The sequence below is a fragment of the Clostridium tetanomorphum genome (genome assembly GCF_017873215.1).
Classification (GTDB): Bacteria; Bacillota; Clostridia; order Clostridiales; family Clostridiaceae; genus Clostridium_AO; species Clostridium_AO tetanomorphum.
Genome location: NZ_JAGGKA010000008.1, coordinates 137988 through 160115, shown reverse-complemented (window position 1 = coordinate 160115; position 22128 = coordinate 137988). Strand labels below are relative to the sequence as shown.

Here is a 22128-nt window from a genome sequence, read left to right as displayed (position 1 = left end):
TATTTTGTGCAAACGCACAAAAATTTAATGTAAATAATTTATCAACTACACAATGATTATTAAAATCCAATGATATAAGATTAATATGAAAACGAAATCATATTATAAAATTTAGGAGGAATTTAAAATGCATGTTACAGCTTTCGGTGCTCTAATTGGATTAATTTTAGCTATAGTACTTATTATTAAAAAAGTACATCCTGCCTATGGATTGATTATAGGAGCCGTAGTGGGAGGATTAGTAGGCGGTGCAGGAGTAGCAACTACTGTTACCTTAATGATTAATGGCGCAAAGGGTATAATCCCAGCAGTACTTAGAATATTAACCGCTGGTGTATTAGCAGGTGTTCTTATAGAATCTGGTGCAGCAGCAAAAATTGCAGAAACTATAGTGGACAAGCTTGGAGAATCTAATTCTCTTATAGCCCTTTCTATGGCAACATTAGTTTTAACTTCGGTAGGAGTATTTGTAGATGTAGCAGTTATAACTGTTGCTCCTATAGCATTAGCTATTGGTAAAAGAGCAAATATTACTAAAACAGGAATACTGATTGCTATGATAGGTGGAGGTAAGGCAGGAAATATTATGTCTCCAAATCCTAATGCCATAGCAGCTTCAGATAGTTTTAAAACTCCATTAACTTCAGTAATGGCAGCAGGTATAATTCCAGCCATAGCAGGACTTATAGTTACTTGCATTATATCAAAAAAACTTGCTCATAAAGGATCTAATATTACACAGGATGAAATACAGGCTACCTCAGAAGAAAAGCCAAACTTTCTTCCGGCTATAGCAGGACCATTAGCCGCAATTATAATGCTATCCTTAAGACCTTTATTTAATATTAGCATTGATCCCCTTGTAGCTTTACCTGTTGGGGGTATAATTGGAACTTTATGCATGGGTAAAATAAAAAATATTAACAAATATGCTACTGCAGGATTGGGAAAAATGAGTGGGGTTGCAATACTTCTTTTAGGAACTGGTACATTAGCAGGCATTATTTCTAATTCAGGACTTAAAGATGTTATAATAAATGGATTAAATACATTAGGCCTTCCAGCTTTTGCATTGGCACCAGTAGCAGGTATACTTATGTCCGGTGCTACAGCATCCACAACTTCAGGTACAGCTGTGGCAAGTCAGGTATTTGGCCCTACTATACTTCAACTTGGAGTTAAACCTTTAGCCGGTGCAGCTATGATTCACTCAGGAGCTACAGTTCTTGACCATCTACCACATGGAAGTTTCTTTCATGCCACAGGTGGAAGTGTATTTATGAATATGAAAGAAAGACTTAAACTTATATCCTATGAATCCTTAGTAGGTTTATCAATGACTATAGTATCCACAATTATTTTTGGTTTTATTTTTAAATAGACAGTATTCTACTAAAATACTGAAAGGAGGTGGATTTTAGCAAAGACATAACCTAGATTATGTACTTTGCTAAAGATTCATTATGAAATTTGTATTAGCTCCAGATTCTTTTAAAGAAAGTATGACAGCAAAAGAAGCAGCAGATGCTATGGAAAGAGGAATAAAAAAAGTATTACCTAATGCACAGTGTATTAAAGTTCCCATGGCAGATGGTGGAGAAGGAACAGTTCAATCCCTTATAGATGCCACCTGTGGAGAACTTGTAACTGTAAAGACTATAGCTCCTTTAGGTAATGAAATAGAATCCTCCTTTGGAATTTTAGGAGATGGAAAAACTGCGGTAATAGAAATGGCTAGTGCAAGTGGACTCCATCTTGTAAAAAAAGAAGATAGAAATCCCCTTTTAACTACTACCTATGGTACAGGTATGCTTATAAAGGCGGCTCTAGATAGAGGAGTAGATAACATACTTATAGGTATAGGTGGAAGTGCTACTAATGATGGTGGTGCAGGAATGATACAAGCTTTAGGAGCAAAACTTCTAGATAATCATGGAAATGAAATTCCTTTTGGTGGAGGAGCTCTCAATAAATTATGTAAAATAAATTTGTCTAATCTTCATCCAGCACTACACCATGTAAAAATAGAAGTAGCTTGTGATGTAACTAATCCTTTAATAGGAAAAAATGGAGCATCCCATATATTTGGTCCTCAAAAAGGTGCAACTTACGAAATGGTAGAAACTCTTGATAGAAATCTTGCTCACTATGCAAATATAATAAAAGAAAGCTTAAAAAAAGATATCGCAAATGTTCCTGGAGCAGGAGCTGCGGGAGGACTTGGCGCAGGACTGATGGCTTTTTTAAACGCTAATCTTAAAAGTGGAGTAGAATTGGTTATAAAATTTACAGGCTTAGAAGAAAAAATCATGGTGGCAGATTATGTATTTACTGGTGAAGGAAGCATAGATTCTCAAACTATTTCAGGAAAGACTCCTTATGGGGTATCCATGGTGGCTAAAAAATTTAATATACCAGTAATTGCCTTTGCCGGAAGAATAGGTTCTGGAATTGAGCCTCTTTATGATTGCGGTATAAATTCAATAGTAGGAATTCTACCTGGAGCAATGGATTTAGAAACAGCTCTTAAAGAAGGAATGAAAAATATGGAAATATCAGCGGAAAATGTAACTAGAATCCTTAAAATAGTTAGTAATAAAAAATAAATTTAAACAGTGTAATATTATTGAAAAATGTACCCTTTGTCAAGTACACAATAAAACAGACTGTCCACCTAGAATTTAAATTCTAGGTGGATTTTTTAGTACTGAATATTCATATGTAATTTACTTTGAAGATACCTTTTTCACATTGTTATTTTCGGATAAGATGTCTATTTCAGCTTCAGCGAAATTACAATTTCTAGTTTACCACTTTTATTCTTTTTTAGGTTTTAAATAATTAGCTATGTTTTACTAACTAAAAATATTAGTAGTAATACTTAAAAATTTCCTAAGTTTGCGATGCTGAATTAAGCTAGTCAATCATTACATCTATAAAATGTATACTTTATTAAAAAATGCAAATGATAAATTGATAAATATATTATATTAATTATAAATATTAATCCTTTATTTAATGGAGGTTTTTGAGAAATGAGTGCTACTAAACTTTTATCTGAAGATATAAGTGTAAATATAGATGAATTAACTGCAAAATTCGAAGACTGTCCTGATATAGCTAATAAAAAGTTAATACTTAAGGATGGAAGACAAGGATGTTTATTTTTTATAAAAGGTTTTATAAATATTGATTTAATCCAAAGGGACTTTATAAAATCTATAATGTCAATAGATATTGCCAGTGTATCTGGTAAAGAAATTTTAGAGTATCTACCTTTACTCAATACTTCCACATGTTATGATATTGATACTGTTATTTCATCAGTGTTTAATGGGAAAACAGTTCTTTTAATAGATAAATCAAATTATGCTATTATATGTGAGTTAAAGGATTTTGAAAAAAGAAGTATCAGCGAACCGGAAAATGAAAAAAATGTTAGAGGTCCACATGAGGGATTTATAGAAAATATTGATACAAACCTTAGCATAATAAGAAAAAGGATTAAAAGTGAAAATTTAAAATTTAAAAATATAATATTAGGGAATGAAACAAAACAAAAAATTGTCATTGCATATATTAATGGAATTGCAAACCCTGAGCTATTAAATATATTAATTGATAAAGTTAGTAAAATTAATACAGATGGAGTGCTTGACATTGGTTATATAGAACAATATATTACAGATTCACCTAATTCCCCATTTCCCCAATATTTACCAACAGAAAGACCTGATAAAGTAGTTTCAGCTTTACTAGAAGGAAGGCTGGTAATATTAATGGATGGAACTCCTTTTACATTAATTGTTCCAGTTTCCTTTTGGTCTTTTATTCAAACCCCTGATGACTATAGTACTAGGTGGATGTTGGGATCATTTATAAGATGTATAAGAACAATTTCAATAATTACTTCACTTATTTTACCATCATTGTATATATCTGCAACCGCTTTCCAATATTATTTAGTTCCTCTTAACTTACTTATACCATTAGCAATATCTAGAACCCGTGTGGCCTTTCCACCAGTTGTTGAAGCTTTAGTAATGGAATTTACAATTGAAATTATTAGAGAAGCATCAATTAGATTACCCACATATATTTCAGCTACTATTGGTGTAGTAGGAGGAATTATAATTGGGCAGGCAGCAGTTAATGCAGGAATCGTAAGCAGTTTATTTATTATTGTAGTTGCAGTTACAGCTATGTCCTCCTATGTAGTTCCTATTTATGATTTTGGATTGACATTAAGATTTACTAGATTTTTATTTTTAATATTAGCATCTTTTTTTGGAATTATTGGAGTGATTGTAGGAGTAGTTTTTGTTATTTCACATCTGTTATCTTTGGAATCATTAGGTCAACCTTATTTTATGCCAATAATACCTTTTAAAAAAGATAGTATTAAAGACACAATAATTAGAGCACCATTAAATTTCATGAAAATAAGGCCCCATATTTCTCTACCATTAAAAAAGAAAAGAGGGGATAAATAATTGGATAATAAAGAAAATATTATTACATTAAAGCAATTAACAATCTTTAGTATATCCGCTCAAATTGGATTAGGTGTTCTTACATTACCCTCTACCCTTGCAAAGAAAATAGGACATGATGGATGGATTGCTGTAGCTTTATCTGGATGCATGATAATAATTCTTGTTACTTTTATAATATTACTTATGAACAGATATCAAAATAGATCAATTTTAGATATTAATGTTTTATTATATGGCAAATATTGGGGAATGTTTTTTAATTTTATATTTATATGCTATCTGCTTTTTATTACAGGCTTAGGAAATAGATTTTTTGCTGAAGTAATTAGAATTATAGTATTAAATCAAACGCCTGTAATTATTATAGGAGCTTTAGTTTCTATACCTACTATTTATCAAACAGCAAAAGGATTAAAAGTTATATGTAGATTTGCTACCTTACTATTATTAACACATATTTTATTAATTTCAACTTTTCTATTAGTTATGAAAAATGCAAGATTTACTTATTTATTACCAATAGGTGAATCAGGTTTTCTTGCAATAGCTAAAGATATTACTTATGCCTTTTATTCATTTTTAGGTGTTGAATTAATAACAATTTTTTATCCAAATGTTACAGATAAAAAAAGTACATTAAAACACATAATTACAGGAATTACATATGTATCTGTAATTTATATTATTATTGTTATCTTTAGTACAGCATTATTTGGAGAAAATAAATTAAAAATGCTTGTATTCCCAATGTACAATATTGAGCAATCAATAAAAGTTCCAATACTAGAGAGATTGGATATATTTTTTATTGTATTTTGGTTTCCTATTATGGCAGGCTCCGTAAGAAGCTATTTTTTTTCATCCTATTACTGTTTATCTAAAATATTTAAAACACGCAGAAAAAAACTATTGATTGCCATAGTTTTTATTATTGCACTATCAATTGGTAGAATACCAAAGAACATTGAAGAAATCTCCATATATATGAATTATTTAGGATTATTGGGTACAGCTAATATATTACTTATGGTATTTTCATTTTTCATTTCTTTGGTAAAAAGGAGGTAATACTTACTAATAATGAAAAGATTAATCGTTGTAATTATTATACTATCTGTATTTTTACAAGGCTGCTGGGACCAAAAAATTTATGAAAGAACAGGATTTATATTACAAATTGGATTAGAACCTTCAAATAATCACCAGGATAATGTTTTTATGACTTATTCAAGTCCTGTTGTAGAACCAAATACAAAAGAGCAAATTGAAGTTATATATGATAACAATGAAAACCTATTAAGAGAATTTAGAGAAGATGCTAGAAAAATATCCCCTAAACTTTTAGAGGGTGGAAAAATTCAACAAATCTTAATATCAGAATCTCTGGCAGCAAAAGGCGGAATAAGTAATTTATTAGAAGCTTTTGAGCGTGAACCATCTAACCCTTCAATAGCCTATGTAGCAATTGTAGATGGTAGCCCTAACAATTTAATAAAAACAGCTCAAACTTTTGGTGATAAACCAAGGCCAGCATTTTATATAAGTCAACTTATTGAGCATAATATAAAACTATCATATGCACCAGATACTCAAGTACATATTTTTACTACAAATTTTTTTTCACCAGGAATAGACCCAATAGCACCTATATTAAAATTGCAACTTAGCAAAGGGAAAGGTATTGAAATAACTGGAACAGCTCTGTTTTCAGGTGATAAATTTGTTGGTAAAATAGATACAAAACATACTTTGCTTTTGTTATCAATGATGGGTAAGGCAAAAAAATCAACATACATAAATAGTTCACTTGAAAGTTTAGATTATAACAATATTAAAAAAGGTTGTGCTTTTAATATTAGTAAAGTTAAAAGAAAGATTAGTACATATGTAGTAGAAAATACACCATCAGTAGATATCACTCTAGATTTTAAGGGATCTCTAAGTGAATTTCATTGGGATGCAATTTCAAATAAAGCTGCACAAGAGAATATTGAAAAAATGCTAGCAAATGAAATAAAAAAAAATTGTAGTCAAGTGTTAAAATACACTCAAGAGGTTGGTAGTGACCCCCTAGGTATAGGTGATATAATTCGTGCCAAGCATAATTCATATTGGAAAAGTGTTGATTGGAATGAAGTATACCCACTTGTTAATTTTAATATTAATGTAAATGTGCATATTTTACATCATGGTAATATAAGTTAGACTACTATTGAGAGTAAAAAACTTCTCTTTTAAAAAACGGAACATATATAGACTTGTGTAAATCAAATCTATATATGCTCCTAATTTATTTTCTTCTAGAGCGTCAAATACTAGTATATCAAATCCCCATTTTGCCAACTTTTCTATAGCTTAAATTTATTAATTTCAGCTTCTAATTTGCTACATATATTTTTAAGATTTAATGCTGAATTATTAAATTCATGCATAGTTGCTGTTACTTCTTCTGTACTGGCAGATACTTCCTCTGTACTTGCTGAAGCTTCTTCAGATACTGCTGATATGTTTTGTATTTTATTAACTATGTGGTTTTTGTTTTCATTAGTCTGCATTATGGAATTTTGAACTAAATTTATTTTACTTAATGTGTCCTTAATGGAATCTAATATCTTATTAAATATATCCTTAGTTTCAGTTACTGCTTCATTTTGAAGTTTTACAATATGTTTAGTATCATCAATGGATTTAACTGCTAACTCTGACTTATGTTTTATATTATTAATTAAATTTTGTATTCTCTTAGTAGCATCTGTGGATTGCTCTGCAAGCTTTCTAATTTCATCTGCTACTACAGAAAATCCTTTTCCCGCTTCTCCTGCTCTTGCTGCTTCTATTGCTGCATTTAATGCAAGTAAATTAGTTTGTTCTGCTATTTCATTTATTGTGTCTGTTATTAATCCTATTTCTCCAGTAGCTTCATTCATATTATCTACTACTTCTGCAACTTGTGATACTGCTTCATTATTTTTATTTGTCCTTTCAGTAAGTTCATCCACAATTTTTAACCCTTCATTTCCAAATTCATTAGAATCATTAGACTTTTCTATCATATCAATTGTTAATTTTTCAATATTATCAATTTCACTGGCTAATTCATTAACTATGGTAGCACTGCTAGAAATATCCTGTGCCTGAGCTGATGCACCTTGAGCCACTTGATCAATAGTAAGTGCAATCTCATTTATAGCTGTGCTAGTTTCTTGTGTCATTTTACTTATAGAATCTGAGCTATTAACAATTTCATCAGATGAATTTTTAACATTGCTTATTAAAGCTGCCATATTTTTCATCATTATGTTAAAACTATTTCCCAAATTCTCAAATTCATCCTTAGTATTAAAATTAACTTTAGCCCGTAAATCTCCCTTAGCAGCTTTGCCAAATTCATCTTCTAATTTTCCTACTAATTTACCTATTTTATTACTTATAATTAAAGAAATAATTGTAACTATTAATCCTAATATTACAACCATAATAAATGCAGCTTTTTTTATAACACTTGTATCTTTCAGTAACTCTGACTCCTCAAGTTCAGCAATAATCTTCCAATTACTTAAGGAATTTGTTATATAGCTTGCATATTTTACTTCATTATTATGTTTATAGTTTTCAAAACCTTCCTGCTCTGATTTTATTTTTGACCAAATACTTAATTTAGTAACTGTGTCCCCTCCAAGCAAAGTTTTATCTGGGTGTGCAATCATTGTACCTTTACTATCTGTTATAAATATATACCCACTTTTACCTACTTTTATGTTAGAAAGTGTATTAACTAAATCCTCTAAATTAATATCTAGAGAAACAACACCTACTACTTGTCCGTTTTTCTCTACAGTTTTTGATAAAGACACAACTAACTTTCCACTACTAGCATCTTTATATGGATCTGTATAAACTACTTTTCCTTTTTCTTTCACACTATTTTTATACCAATCTCTTGCAGTAGGATCATAGTCACTTTGAAACGTAGTTAAAGGATAAATAATCATTTTTTTATTAAATTGTGCAAAATACATTGCCATTATATCCTTATTACTATTTTTAAATTTTTTCAATTCTTCTATTGCAGAAGACTGGTATTCAGGACGTTTATTGAGATCTTTAAAATCTGTATTCTCAGACAATATATTCAAATAACTTTCCATGCCCTGAAAATAGTTGCTTATTCCCCTATTTATCTCTTTTAGATTTTGTTCAGTACTCATTTTTAAATTACTTGCTAATATATTATTAGCTTGAATATATGATATTACAGCCATTACAATTATAGAACTTAAACATAAACTAACTAATACCAAAGCTAATTTAAATTTAATACTATGAAATTTATTTTTCTTTTCTGTTTTACTCGACAATTTTATCATCCTTTCTTTGTATTTCTACTTTTATTACTATAAATATCGTTTATTATAATAAACTTATTAACATTTTTATAAATTTTTTTTAAATAATAGTACGATTTTTCGGCATTATACTTTCTCATAAATTTTAATAAACAAAATAGGATTTTAAAATTGATGGAATAAAAAAGCTTAGGATGAAGAAATATTCCATCCTAAGCTTTTTCTTTATTTATCACTTAAATATTTTTTCTCTATTTTTTTCAATTCATTTATTATATGAGTAAATTCCTCTCTTTCTCTAATTAAATTAAATTCAGGTGCTTCAAAAATCTTAAATATGTTTTCATATAAATTCATAGTTATAGTACGTTTTCCCTCTGGTATTTTATTAAAACACCAAATAGATCTAAAACCTCCAGGCTTATTTATATCATATTTTCTCATATCTTCTATCATTTTGTTTAACATATCTATAGCTTTTTCAGCTTCATTGAATTTTAAATAAGTATGTGCAAAATTTAAGTACTCAGCTGCTAATGTTAACACGGAATCTCCTGCAGGTGAAAAAACTTTTTTAACATTAATTGATAAATCATAATATTTCTCTACCATGCTTAAGTCTTTCTCATCCTTCATATATGAATTAGCTAATCCTAAGCATGCAAAACTTATGTCACTAATACTTTTATATAACTTACTTTGAAGTATTTCTCTTGCCTTTTTTGATTCATTTTTTTCTATATATATTCCTGCAAGCAAAACATTTGGATCAAGTTCACTTTTGTGAATCTTATTTAAAGCCTCTATTGCCTTATCTTCTTCCCCTATTGTTGGATATAAGGCTCCAAGTTGAAATAATGCTTGTTCAATTAATTCTGGTCTACTAGAATTTTTAGATACTTCCTCAAATAATTGAATAGAATATCCCATCATTCTCTTAGCCATTTCCTCATCTGAACCTTTCCATGAATACATAGTAAATAAAAATCCTATTCTAAGCTTTAAATAATAACTTGATGGATATTTTTCTATATAGCTCTTACTCTTATCTATTGCTTTATCCAAATCACCTCTGCTAAATAGCTTTTCACACTCACTAAATATATTCATAACTTCCTCATCTGAAAGCTCAATTTTAAAATTCAACAATTTATCTATAGTAACATTGAAAAATGTTGCAAGTATTGGAAGTAGGGTTATATCTGGATATGAAATTCCACTTTCCCATTTTGATACTGCAGCTGTTGATACTCCAATAAAATTTGCTAACTGATCTTGAGTAATTCCTCTTTCTTTTCTTAATTTATAAATAACTTCACCTACTAATAATTTCTCCATATTCTCATCACTCCATATAGTTATTATAGGATCCTATGCACTTAGTATACCGTAATTTATCATACATACCAATGGATTCATAGTTGAATATGCTATAGAAAACTTAACTGTAGGTTAAATTAAAATTTTTTAATATTAAAATTATTCTTTTTTTGACAAAAATTTTTCAAATAATAAAAGAATGAACACTAATTTTAGTGTTCATAAACTAAAATATAAATTATAAAAATTTTGTTCTAATAACCTAACAATAACCCTCTATTATTTTCTTTCTACTATCTCCTGTATCCATGTAGGATTCCTTTACTTCTCCTATTAAATTTGTGGATTTTCTAAAATCAAAAATTAACAGATACCTTTCATCTAAGTCATATTGATTTAAATATTCTCATCACTTTTGTTGTATTTGGAGCATTTCCTGTAAAAATCAAGCTTTTACTATATTATTATCTTCTATCAATGTATTTATCTCATTTTTTATATTATAGGCAAATATAAAGGTAAGTATTGTTGTAAGCAAATCTGCAATTGCTTGAGTGTAAATTACCCCATTTAAACCCATAATACTAGGTAAAGTTAATATAACTGGAATAAAAAATATGCCCTGTCTTCCCATGGTCAATATGCCACCCTTTTTTGCTTTGCCCAAAGATAAAAATAGTGTGGAATATACAAATTGAAATCCAAAAGAAATAAACATAATGCTGTATGCTCTCAAAGCTTTTTCAGCTATACTAATAACATTTGTATCACTACTAAATATTGATACAATTTGCTTGGAAAAAATAAATACTATTATTGTCCAAATAGCACAAAATGGTGTAGTCCATTTAAGAGAAACACTAATTGCCTCATTCAATCTTTTATAGCTTTTAGCTCCATAATTGTATCCTGCAATAGGTTGAAAGCCTTTTACATATCCAAATACAACATAGGTCCCTAGAGCAGTTACTCTAGTTACAATTCCCATAGCAGCTACCGCAGCATCTCCATAATTGCTAGCTATTTTATTAATTAATCCCATTGAGATACTTGTAAGCAATTGTAAAATTAGCATTGATATGCCTATCTTAAACACTTCAGCATATATATTCTTATCCAAAGTAAAGTAGCTAAAAGCTATTTTCACATAACTTTTTCCTCCTAAAATGTACCACACATAAATAAGAGTAGTAATACATTGGGATATAAGAGTAGCTATAGCCGCACCTTTTATGCCCATTGCCAATGTATATATAAATATTGGATCTAAAATCATGTTTAAAATTGCACCTGCAAGCATTGCATTTAAAGAAATATTTGAAGCACCCTGTGATACTGCTAAATTTCCCATAGCTACATTAAAAGTATTTATAATTGATGCCATAATAAATATAATAGCATAGGACTTTGCATAAGGTAGTATGGTTTCAGTTGCTCCCATAAAAATCAAAGTGCTATCTAAAAACCCCAATATAATTGCTGCTAAAATTATACCTATAAATACAGCGCTAATCAATGAAGTTGAGGCAACTCTACTGGCTCCTTCTCTATTCTCTGCCCCTAAAAGCCTTGAAATATAAGAACCGCCTCCACTTCCAAAAGTTAATCCCACTCCTGAAAAAACAATTGATATGGGAAATGCCACAGAAACTGCTGCTATAGCACTTGTGCCAAGTCCCCCTACAAAATATGCATCCACAACATTGTAAAGAGCAGTTACAAGCATACTTATAATCATAGGTACTCCAAGCTTTAATAAAGCCGTTGAAATTTTCCCTTCACTGATTAATTTAATTCTACTTCTTGAATCCATTATCCTCCATCCCTTTCAAAATGATTATTGAGAATATGTTTTATTATTAAATGAAAATCATTCTCTAATTGTATTTTATAGCACACCTTATTAGAATGCAATATAGCTCTATATTTAAAACTTGAAATTATGCATTCTATTGTAATCTTTGTAATTAAAGGGATTATTAGATTTTTTAAAATTTTATTTTTTATTACAGCTTCAATTAATCGTATTTTTTCATAAGCCTTTTCCTCTTTATAGGCCATAGTGTTATTAGAACAAATACTAAATGCATATAAATTATATATTACCACCCATAAAATGTCTAATGATATACTAAACATGCATAGTATAAGATTATATACAAGCTTTTGCTAAAGTTATTAATAGAAAGGAGAGCTATTTATGAAGCCAATAATATTGATTTGTGCTGTTCGTAATTTAAAAAGTTCAAGAAAAGAGTTTCTAATACACGAAAGTTATGTTAATGCAATACGTGCTGCTGGTGGTACTCCGATACTAGCACCAATTACCAATGATTTAAATGAAGTGAAATCATATATTTCCATGTGTGATGGATTGTTACTCCCTGGTGGTGAAGATGTTTCCCCTATATTATTAAATGAAGAGCCTTTAAGAGGAATTAGTTACATTAGTTCACAACGTGACCGTTTTGAATTTGCATTATTTGAAGAAGCCAAAAATCAAAATAAGCCCATACTTGGTATTTGTAAGGGCTGTCAGATTATAGCCTTATGTACTGGTGGCAAAATTTATCAGGATATTTTCACTCAACATCCAAACACCATTGGACATAGCCAACCTGAAGAACAGCTTGATGAATTATTTCACACCGTTTCTTTATATGATCATAGCAAACTATATAAATTATTTAAAAGTGAAAAAATAGGAGTAAACTCCTGGCATCATCAGGCAGTTTTATCTGTTGGTGCAGAAATGAAAATTACTGCAAAATCTTCAGATGGAATTATAGAAGCCATAGAATCCATTGACGGTTCAATCATGGGAGTACAGTGGCATCCAGAACTGCTATTTGAAAAGTATCCTGAGCAGCTATTGATATACAAGCACCTAGTTGAACAATGTAGAAAAATTAAAGAATAATTTTTTAGAGCACATTATGTAAATTACAAAGAGCAGATGAGGTAACTTTTCTTTTGTTATGGCTACAGAAAAGCTTTAATTTTAAATTTTTCCTAATGTCATTGGCGAAAAATTATCCTCATCTGCTCTTTATTTCTGCTTGCTCTTTTTTGCAGAAATGTATTCTAAGTTTTCATAAAAATTTAGATCTCCATTTATTAATACATCTTTAATTTTTTCTGCTATTTTCATTCGTCTAACAGTTTTTAGATACTGTACTTCCTTAGCAAGTTTTGCAAGTTTTTCATGGGTAATCCTAATTTTTTTCATATTAAACCTTCTTAAAAATACAAAAGTTATATGAACATTAGTTTCTTTGTGGCAAATCCTGCGTTATTGTAAAAACTTCCTGATTCCTACAAAATAGAATATCTATTAATGAATAATCTTGTTTTGAACAAGAAATTGTTTTACTTTAGAAACATATTCAGATTTATTAATAAAATATGACATAGCATGTTCTGCATCTGGTGAAATATATATGGTCTTGACTCCTGTTTTCTCTAAATATAATTCTAAAGACATTGATGCGGGTATAAAGGTGTCATTGCTACCATGAATAAACATAACAGGAGCTTTAATATCTTTTACTGCTTTTATAGGTGACACTGCATATAGTGAAAATCCAGATTTATTAAGAGCAATCACATTTGCATAGAATAAAATGAATTTTGAAGCAAGTTGAAATTGAAGCTTTTCACTTTTGGATAATTTCATACTTAATAACTGTGATATGTCTGAATAAGGGCAATCTACTATATAAAAATTCACATTTCTTTTATCTATATCTAAATTCGCCTGTAATAACGCAGTTACTGCTCCAAGGGATTCACCATGTACACCAATTATAGCATTAGGATTTACCCACTTTACCCATTTAACAATATTATCAAGATCATTTTTTTCAAAAAAACCTAAAGTTATATCATTTCCTCCACTTTTCCCATGATATCTTGAATCATACACAACTACATTGAATCCCATATCTAAATACATATCTGCATATTTCATTGCTTCCCAGCGACTTGCAGTAATACCATGAGCTATAATAACTGTATTATTTGTAGGTTTTGCATTAAAAATATACGTGCCCGCAAGCTTGTAATCAAAACTAGATTCTATATCTATATCATAAGATTCAAGACTCTTAAATCTCTCAAAATTAAAGCTTTCTTTATAATATTCAATACCAGTATTAGTCCTATCAATATATATTTTACATACCTTTTCATAATACATATTTCCTAAATAGAAGCCTATTAAATTTATGGAAATAAATAAAACTATTGATACTATTAATATTACTTTATATTTTTTCTTAAACTTAGGTACTCTCACTTCTAAGCTATTCAACAAAATCATCTCCATGAAACAACTTTTATATGTTTAAACTTAAAATTTCAATTCCATTGCCTTATCCAACTCTTTAGTATACGTGTCTACAGATAAAAATCCCGTCATAAAAGCTGTAGAGGCTTCCATTATTGCCTTTGAAGCTTTAACATTGATACTTCCATTTAATAAACTACTGGTAATATTTTTGTTTTCATATAAACTCTTCATAAATTGTTGTAAGTCTTTATTATTTTTATTATTATTTTCCCAGCCCTGCTTACTAGGAATATAAATAGTTGCAGGATTATTTTGCTTTTCATATAAATATTTATTATACTCTTTGGATATTTCTATAGCTAAATTTACTGCTTCTTTTGGATGTTCTGATATTGATGAAATAAACAAGCCAGAATTCTTTTGTAAATCACTTACTAGACTATTATAATTATTAACATTTTCCTCTCCTATATAAGGATAATAAATTAATTTACATTTTCCATTAAGTTTTTTATTACACATATTAAGATTAGAGGAGCTTGTGCAATATATAGCTGCTTTACCTGAATTAAAAAGTTGTGCTGCTTGTAAATCTGTACGGCATTGAGTTTCTTTACCAAAGGCTTCCATATCTATAAGCTCCTTTACCTTTAAAACAGCTTCTTTAAAATTATTACTAGAAAATTTCTCTTTTCCATTTATAACGTTTTTAGTAACTTCAGGGTCAATAGTAGCTGCAAAACTTCCAATCATATTATAAACAATTCCTCCATCTTTACCTCCAATAGCTATAGGTATAATCCCTTTAGACTTAAGTGTATAAACTGCATTTTTAAGCTCTTCAAAATTAGTAGGAATTTTAATTTTATTTTTATTAAATATATCACTATTTATAGCCATTATTTCATAATGCACTTCTTCAAAAGGAACAGCATAAACTTTCCCCTTATATCCATCATTTTTTACAAAAGGCAAAACCATATGCCAAAACTTTAGTTCCTTTAAATATTTATCTATAGGTTGTACTGCGTTTGCGGAAAAAAGCTGTTCAAAAAAAGAATTTTCTTTTGAGAAAAAAATATCTGGTTTCTGATTTGAAGATAAAAGCACCTTAATTTTTGTTTCATAACTTTTAGTATCACCTTTTATATACTTAAAAGATATATCATAGTCTGAAAACTGTTTTTTTATATTGGTTTCAAAACTTTTAAATGCTTTTATTTTAGCAGTATCTTCTGCTGGTATAGCACAGCTAAGTTTTATTTTCTCATTACTTTTTTCTGAAACTACAGGGGATACGGATTTGGTGCACCCAACAAATATATAAGAAAATAAAAACACAAAAACTAACAAATAACATTTAAAATTTATACTTTTCATAATGTATACTCCCTTTTGCAATTATAAGTTTTCTATATATTCAATTATATAACATTTAATCAATTATGTAACAACTACTTAAATATAATATCATATATTTCATAATTAAAGACCACATTGAAGATAACTCCAACATGGTCTTTTCAGACAGTATTTTCCATAATTTAAGGCACAGTAATTTTACTTTGTGTATAATCTTTATTTGGGAATGAGCCTGATAATTTTATCGTCAGTTATATTAGGGTTTCCTCTGCCATCCCTATTACTTGTTGTAAGGTAAATTGATCCATCTTTCCCCTGAATAACATCACGCAAACGTCCATACTGATTCTTGAACCATGATTCTACATTCTTCACTACCGTTCCTTCTTTGTTTAACGAAATAGCAAGTAATTGCTGTCCTCGCAAATTAGCAACCAGTAGTTTACCTTGCCATGGTCCTTGATTTACAAAGGCAATTCCAGAAGGTGCCCATGTCTCTGCTCCGCTGTGTATCAAAGGCTTTTGTATCTTAACTTCTTGAGACTCTTCATATCCTTGAACAAGAAGCCATCCATAATTGCCTCCTGGTTGTATTATATTTATCTCATCATGTGCTAACTGTCCATGTTCTGATGCATACAAAATATTTTTTAAATTCCACGCTAAACCTTGCGGATTTCGATGACCTAAGCTATAAATCGGTGAATTAGCAATTGGATTATCTTTTGGAACACTTCCATCTAATTCTATTCGCAGTATTTTTCCTGCTATACTTCTTAAATCTTGTGCCAATGCAGAGTTTCCTGCATCTCCTGTTGTTATATATAACTTCTTATCTGGCCCTATCTTTAACCTTCCTCCATTGTGAATTTTTCCACCAGGAATCCTATCAAGAAGAACTCTATCAATGGATGCCCTGTTATTGTTTTCAATCAATCTTACAACGCGATTATATATTCGATTACCTTCTGCATATGAATGCATAACATACATATAATGGTTTTGTGAATAATTAGGGTCTAAAGCAATACCCATTAGACCACCCTCTCCCCTACTTACAAAGGGTGCCCCAAATGTGATTAGTGGCTGTATTAGAAGTTTACCATCTTCAATAATTCTAATTGCCCCAGATCGCTCCGTAAAATATATTTTCCCTTCATTGCTTATGTCCATAGCCCAGGGTACATATAAATTTTCAGCAATAACCTCAACTTCATACTGAAATTGCCTTGATGTAATTGATCTTGTTTTCACATTAGCTGCATTACCACCACGAAATATCATTTTAGATAAAATGTTGGGAATTTTTTTCATACTCTTATCCTCCAAACTTAAATGATAAAAGCCACCATATATAATATTCATAATAAATTATGTATATCACTTACTTGAAAATATATAATCTACTAAAATATAATACTCTCTAATATATTTACAAAAACTAAAACGCCGGTACTGAATTATCCAATACCGGTGTGGTTTTTATTGATGGAGGCGAGGTATGACCTTTGAAATTCACTATTACTAAATATCTTATTTGTTTTCTTTAAAATAGTCATCTATTATCTTTTTAATCTTCTCGTAACTAATACAATCATATTGATCATAGTCAACTAGAATATTTATAAATAAATCTTCTACTTCTTTAACTCTATATTGAGATAAGAATTTAACACATATATCCCATATACTTTGGAATTCATTTGAAGAAAGAATCTTAAAACATAAATCCTTAGCTTTTGCTTTGTTGTTAACTTTTAAATTATAAAATATATACTCTAATTCTTCTAAAGGATACTCTCCTATATAATTTAGTAATTCTGATATCTTTTCATCAGAAGTATCTTGGGCTAAATTTGATAAAGCTATATCTTCATAATCAGGAAAATCAACCTTAGGTTTACCTATATTAATTGGCATAGTATGTTTTTCTTCTAAAATTATCTGCTTATATTCATTTCTACTACTTGTATTTTTCTTATTGTAATAATGCTTTATGTCTTTTGCATCACTCAACTTACTAAAAGGAATATCATTTCCTAAATAATTAATACCCTCCTCACCAGTATTATAATTTTTATAGGAATAAGGTTTTATTATTGTAATACAGCTAAGAGTTTCTCCTTCTAAATAACAAGCTGTTGCTTTATGATGCCCGTCTATCAATAATGACATAAAAGATCTTAATTCAATAGCAATACCGAACAACTTTTCACCATTTCTAATTTTTTCTCTATAATATTCTACCCTCTCATTGTTATAACAATTAGTTCCCTGAGATGGAAGCATAAATTTAGGTGTTCCATAAATTGTTCCATAATCACGCAAATAAAAATCCGCACTTGCATTATAATTTTTACTCTTCCCATCTAAATTCCAAAAATAATTTCCTTCACCATCTGTGGGAATTAATTCTATTTCTTTTAATACATAATAACCATCATCTAGTAAAACTAGTATAGGCTTAATTTTTTCAAATCCATCTTCTATACTTTGTATTGTATTAATATTATTTAAAACCTCAACTACTTTACTATCAACTTTTTCTCTACCTTCAGCTAACTGAATCATGGTAGAACAAGTTGGACAATATTCTGTATTGCTCATAATCAATGGTGTATCCCCTAAAAAATAGGTGATTTTTATTTCATCATTTTTATCCTTAACAAAACTCATATTTAATTTTCCAAATCCATTTTTTACTCTAAATAGAATTTCTGAATTATTTAGAATTTGGATTTGTTCTACTTTTGAGTTTCTTAACATGATTTTCCCCCTTAACATTTTGAATTATTAGTATGTAACCTAGACCTTTTATATCTTCGAAATAAACTCAAAAATCATTATTTCAAAGTGCACAATTTACTCTGTTGCTGTCCAAATATCTAATGCAAGTGATTGAATATTAATGTCAGGGTGATTTCTATATAACTTCAACCTATTGGCACAATCCTCTCTCCACAATAAAGCATTTCCAGCAGCTTCAAGTAAAGAAAGTCCTATAAATTGAGATTCATAAAATCCTTCAGACCATAATATGTCAACAATTTGCAGTATTATTTCTGGATTCCAGTATCCTTTGTCATCTTTTAAATTCTTTGCAATGTCTCTATATACATTGTTTATAAGGTATGGTTGATTTTTAATACAATTTGCAATACTTTTTATATATTCAGTGGATTCATCTACATTATTCCAGTCAATTGAGGCTATATAAAATTTCACTACAACATATTTTAATGTGTCATTTGCTGCAATACTATCAATAATTTCCATATACAAAGATGTAAGATTTAACCGTGTAAGATTTGGTAAAGATATAAGTTTATCTGTTAGCTTCATTAAACGCTGCCTATGAGGTAAATCTCTTTGGTTATTGGCATTCCACTTATGGACTATTGTACGCTAGATAAATCCTTAAAAACACCTATGACAAATTCATTGACCTTACCATCACGGCATGTTTTTACTAAAGTATTCATGGCAGCATTCCACCTAGTGCTATCTTCAACATCAGTAATAGCCTTTGATGTGGCTTCCGCGATTATTTTTTCATTTGCATTTGTCCAACGCCTCATGCAATTAAAAGCTTCTCGTCCAACTTCTGCATCTATATGATTTGCAATCTTAATTATTAATTGTAAATATAAACCTCTATATTCTTCTGGAAGTTCATCTGGAGCTTGGTATAATAAACTTTTTACAACATCACTTTTGGATGAGCAAGCCATAGTATTTAAAATATTCCACCCACGTTCATCATCTAAAAATTCCTTGGCTGCATGTCCTATTGCAATTAGTACATCTTTATGCAAATTTGCTTTTTCAAATTCATTTATAAGTAGTAAAATGCTATCACTGGTTCTATAAGCACCCAATAACCTAATAGCCTCTTTTCTAACAGTAATTTTAAGCTTGTCTCGTTTTAAAAGCTCCTTAAGCATTGAAGCTAAAAGATTTGGATTCACCTTACGAACACATCTAGGTATAGAATACATTGCTACACGTGCTCTGTCTCCATCCAAATTCTCCAAAAGAATTGAAAGTGCAGCTTCAGGCTCTTGAGTAAGTGATAATGCATGAAGTGCAGCTTCCACTATAGCTACTTCTTTATACTTTAAAAACTCTTCCACTTTGCTTGAAGAGAAATCAGGCATCCCTGCAAGTATTCTTATAGCTCTTGAACGTTCCCAAAGACTGCGTTTTGAATCAGAGGCAATTTTTTCTAACATAATCCCTAAAGAATTTTGCTGACGTGGCAACCACCTATTAAATCCATTATCAGCTGGCACAACATAAATTGTTTTACCAGTTAGAAATCTACCTTTGATAACATTACCAGAAATAAATGGATCTAACCATTCTTGACGTGTGTAGTGTAAATGTAAAAACACTTCTTCTATTGTAATAAAGGATTTATCCAAAGCTAGTAACTCCTTAACTCTTTCATCACGTGTTTTTTTACCTGCAAGCCAATATCTTACTGCTTGTATTGCTATACCATCTGGTTTAGCAGTTATGACCTCTTTTAATAAATTTTGAAGTTTTATTATATTATAGCCTCTTTTTCCTAATGAATCTGCTATATCAATTGTAAAGTTGTAATTTTCTCTTTTATTTGCCTCAACAATTAATGGGTAAAGCTCTTCAAACAATATCTTTTCCGCACCTCTTGGTAAATTTTTTTCAAGTGATGGTAATGCAAGTTCTCCTGTTTTCTTTGCTAGCTTTATAATTGTGCTTATAGAAAATTTAAAAATCTCGCTTTCAGGATTTGATATATTATATCGCATAATATTAAAAGCTAATCTTTGTGTTGCATACAGTGTGCCATATGAAGTATCTCTAGCCTCATTGACACTATCAATAAGTAAAGTGAGTTCTTTTGTATTCTCATCTGTAAAAATAGATGGTGGACAATTTGAAAGCTCTTTAATCACTGCATTTCGCACAGGGTCTTGATCATTTTTAATACGGCTTAAAAACACTAGTGTGTCATGAACGCCATGTCTTGATAATGCAGTACTCTTAATAAGCTCCACAAGTGCCCTTCCGCGCTCATCTGCACTTGATGCTTGTGCTGCTTTTTGAAGCATTTCCCTTGAATTATCAATATGACGACATGCAGTAATCATAATCTTCTTTTCTTTGTTATCATAAATTCCACGAAGCCCAAGCATTCTATAAGCTTCCTTATCACGTAATTTATTTGGCAACTGATACAATAGGAATTCTGGAAAAATTCTTTCCTTACGTTTATCTTCTTCATACACAGCTTCAAAAATCTCTTCCCTATTTGAAGGTGCCATATGATGAAGTAATTTTGCTATATGAAAAGGACTATCCGCTAGCAATTTCGCTAATCCAATCCATTGGTCTTTTGATAGATAATTTTTTCTTTTCAAAATGCCCTCTGGCACTCCATATGAAATAAGTTCCTTTCTTGATTCATTTCCTACAAGTAACATATAAGCCTTGTTAGGATTTATACGGACTAAAGTGCCAAGTTGCTTTTTTAACACTAAATATATTACATTCATTGGCCCTAAGTTTATTGCACAATCCAATATAAAATCTGCATTTGACATGCACAAAGTTTCCATTGCAGATGAAAATCTATACCAAACATAAATTCTTTTTCCAACGGTTGCTTTCTCTAAAGTTGTCTTAAAATACTCTAACACTATATCAGAATGATGAGCTACTAATTTGCACCAATTTGTTATTGCATATCCAATCTTTATAATCCACTCCTCAACAGTTTCTTTAGAACATGCTGGTAATAAAATAGCTGCTTCTTTTGCTCCCCATTTAGAATATACAAAAGGTAATAATTTATCTGCTGCACTTTGGCGATTTATAATTGAAATATTATGTAGTAATTTTCGGCGACAATCATAAGATAAATTTATTATCTCACCTTCAATATCACTATCTGAAGCTAATTTTGCTAAAAGCCCTACTGCCTTATTTCTAACACTATATGCAGGATGTTTTAATGCTGCCAAAGTAATACTCAAATCTTTTGTTACACTAGCACCAATTAACGCAAGACTTGCTTCATATGCACCATCTTCTAATAATGAAGAAAGTAATTTTGAATACTGCTTGGATCCATTGTTATCACGACCTAATAAAGCCATTTTATTTGCTCTGTCTGAATATGCTAATGAATCTAATTCTTTAAGCAAATTCTTTTTATTCATAATATCTTTACTAAAAATCATAAGTTATCCTCCATTGTCTACATACTGAGTTTTCATTATTACTTTAGAATATCGTAGCATTTAATATACATTTTAATTTGTTATAT

Annotated in this window: 16 protein-coding genes; 6 read left to right on the top strand and 10 right to left on the bottom strand. The window is 29.8% G+C overall.

Annotated elements, in window-relative coordinates; all coding sequences use genetic code 11:
* The first annotated feature begins 127 nt into the window (after window positions 1–127).
* The 5 genes from J2Z24_RS10005 (at window position 128) to J2Z24_RS09985 (ending at window position 6701) form a co-directional block, all read left to right on the top strand.
* Window positions 128–1381 (top strand): GntP family permease, encoded by a 1254-nt coding sequence (locus J2Z24_RS10005; RefSeq protein ID WP_035151418.1) that lies wholly within the window; start codon window positions 128–130, stop codon window positions 1379–1381.
* Window positions 1382–1463: 82 nt separating this feature from the next.
* On the top strand, window positions 1464–2606 hold the full coding sequence (locus J2Z24_RS10000; RefSeq protein WP_035151417.1) for a glycerate kinase family protein: 1143 nt from the start codon (window positions 1464–1466) through the stop codon (window positions 2604–2606).
* A 429-nt stretch (window positions 2607–3035) separates the two neighbouring features.
* Entirely contained in the window at window positions 3036–4493 is a 1458-nt protein-coding gene (locus J2Z24_RS09995; RefSeq protein WP_035151414.1) for a spore germination protein, read from the top strand.
* Entirely contained in the window at window positions 4494–5564 is a 1071-nt protein-coding gene (locus J2Z24_RS09990) for a GerAB/ArcD/ProY family transporter (protein ID WP_035151411.1), read from the top strand.
* A gap of 12 nt (window positions 5565–5576) precedes the next feature.
* Window positions 5577–6701: a Ger(x)C family spore germination protein gene (locus J2Z24_RS09985; RefSeq protein WP_035151409.1), complete on the top strand. Its 1125-nt coding sequence runs from the start codon at window positions 5577–5579 to the stop codon at window positions 6699–6701.
* A gap of 143 nt (window positions 6702–6844) precedes the next feature.
* Here J2Z24_RS09985 and J2Z24_RS09980 read toward each other — a convergent pair whose 3' ends face one another.
* From J2Z24_RS09980 to J2Z24_RS09970, 3 genes are all read right to left on the bottom strand, one after another.
* Complete coding sequence (locus J2Z24_RS09980) at window positions 6845–8854, bottom strand: methyl-accepting chemotaxis protein (protein WP_051593417.1); 2010 nt, start codon at window positions 8852–8854, stop codon at window positions 6845–6847.
* Window positions 8855–9067: 213 nt separating this feature from the next.
* Window positions 9068–10180: a helix-turn-helix domain-containing protein gene (locus tag J2Z24_RS09975; RefSeq protein WP_035151402.1), complete on the bottom strand. Its 1113-nt coding sequence runs from the start codon at window positions 10178–10180 to the stop codon at window positions 9068–9070.
* A 427-nt stretch (window positions 10181–10607) separates the two neighbouring features.
* Window positions 10608–11975 (bottom strand): MATE family efflux transporter, encoded by a 1368-nt coding sequence (locus J2Z24_RS09970; protein ID WP_035151401.1) that lies wholly within the window; start codon window positions 11973–11975, stop codon window positions 10608–10610.
* Window positions 11976–12362: 387 nt separating this feature from the next.
* Here J2Z24_RS09970 and J2Z24_RS09965 point away from each other — a divergent pair, with 387 nt between their 5' ends.
* Window positions 12363–13082, top strand: coding sequence for a gamma-glutamyl-gamma-aminobutyrate hydrolase family protein (locus J2Z24_RS09965; protein ID WP_035151394.1), 720 nt, complete (start codon window positions 12363–12365; stop codon window positions 13080–13082).
* 129 nt (window positions 13083–13211) lie between these two features.
* Here the strand turns inward: J2Z24_RS09965 and J2Z24_RS09960 are convergent, their stop codons facing one another.
* From J2Z24_RS09960 to J2Z24_RS09930, 7 genes are all read right to left on the bottom strand, one after another.
* Window positions 13212–13391: a GreA/GreB family elongation factor gene (locus J2Z24_RS09960; RefSeq protein ID WP_035151391.1), complete on the bottom strand. Its 180-nt coding sequence runs from the start codon at window positions 13389–13391 to the stop codon at window positions 13212–13214.
* A 105-nt stretch (window positions 13392–13496) separates the two neighbouring features.
* A complete protein-coding gene (locus J2Z24_RS09955) occupies window positions 13497–14483 on the bottom strand; it encodes an alpha/beta hydrolase (RefSeq protein WP_035151488.1) in 987 nt (328 codons plus the stop codon).
* A 30-nt stretch (window positions 14484–14513) separates the two neighbouring features.
* Complete coding sequence (locus J2Z24_RS09950; RefSeq protein ID WP_035151388.1) at window positions 14514–15833, bottom strand: ABC transporter substrate-binding protein; 1320 nt, start codon at window positions 15831–15833, stop codon at window positions 14514–14516.
* Between the two features lie 198 nt (window positions 15834–16031).
* Window positions 16032–17129: a PQQ-dependent sugar dehydrogenase gene (locus J2Z24_RS09945; protein WP_035151385.1), complete on the bottom strand. Its 1098-nt coding sequence runs from the start codon at window positions 17127–17129 to the stop codon at window positions 16032–16034.
* A 219-nt stretch (window positions 17130–17348) separates the two neighbouring features.
* A complete protein-coding gene (locus tag J2Z24_RS09940) occupies window positions 17349–18581 on the bottom strand; it encodes a cytoplasmic protein (RefSeq protein ID WP_156950269.1) in 1233 nt (410 codons plus the stop codon).
* Between the two features lie 96 nt (window positions 18582–18677).
* Window positions 18678–19157 carry a hypothetical protein gene (locus J2Z24_RS09935; RefSeq protein ID WP_206538622.1) on the bottom strand — a complete coding sequence of 160 codons (480 nt, stop codon included), beginning with the start codon at window positions 19155–19157 and terminating at the stop codon, window positions 18678–18680.
* Window positions 19158–19210: 53 nt separating this feature from the next.
* The gene (locus tag J2Z24_RS09930; RefSeq protein ID WP_206538621.1) at window positions 19211–22042 is read right to left on the bottom strand and encodes a HEAT repeat domain-containing protein; all 2832 of its coding nucleotides are present in this window, start codon (window positions 22040–22042) and stop codon (window positions 19211–19213) included.
* Window positions 22043–22128: the final 86 nt, after the last annotated feature.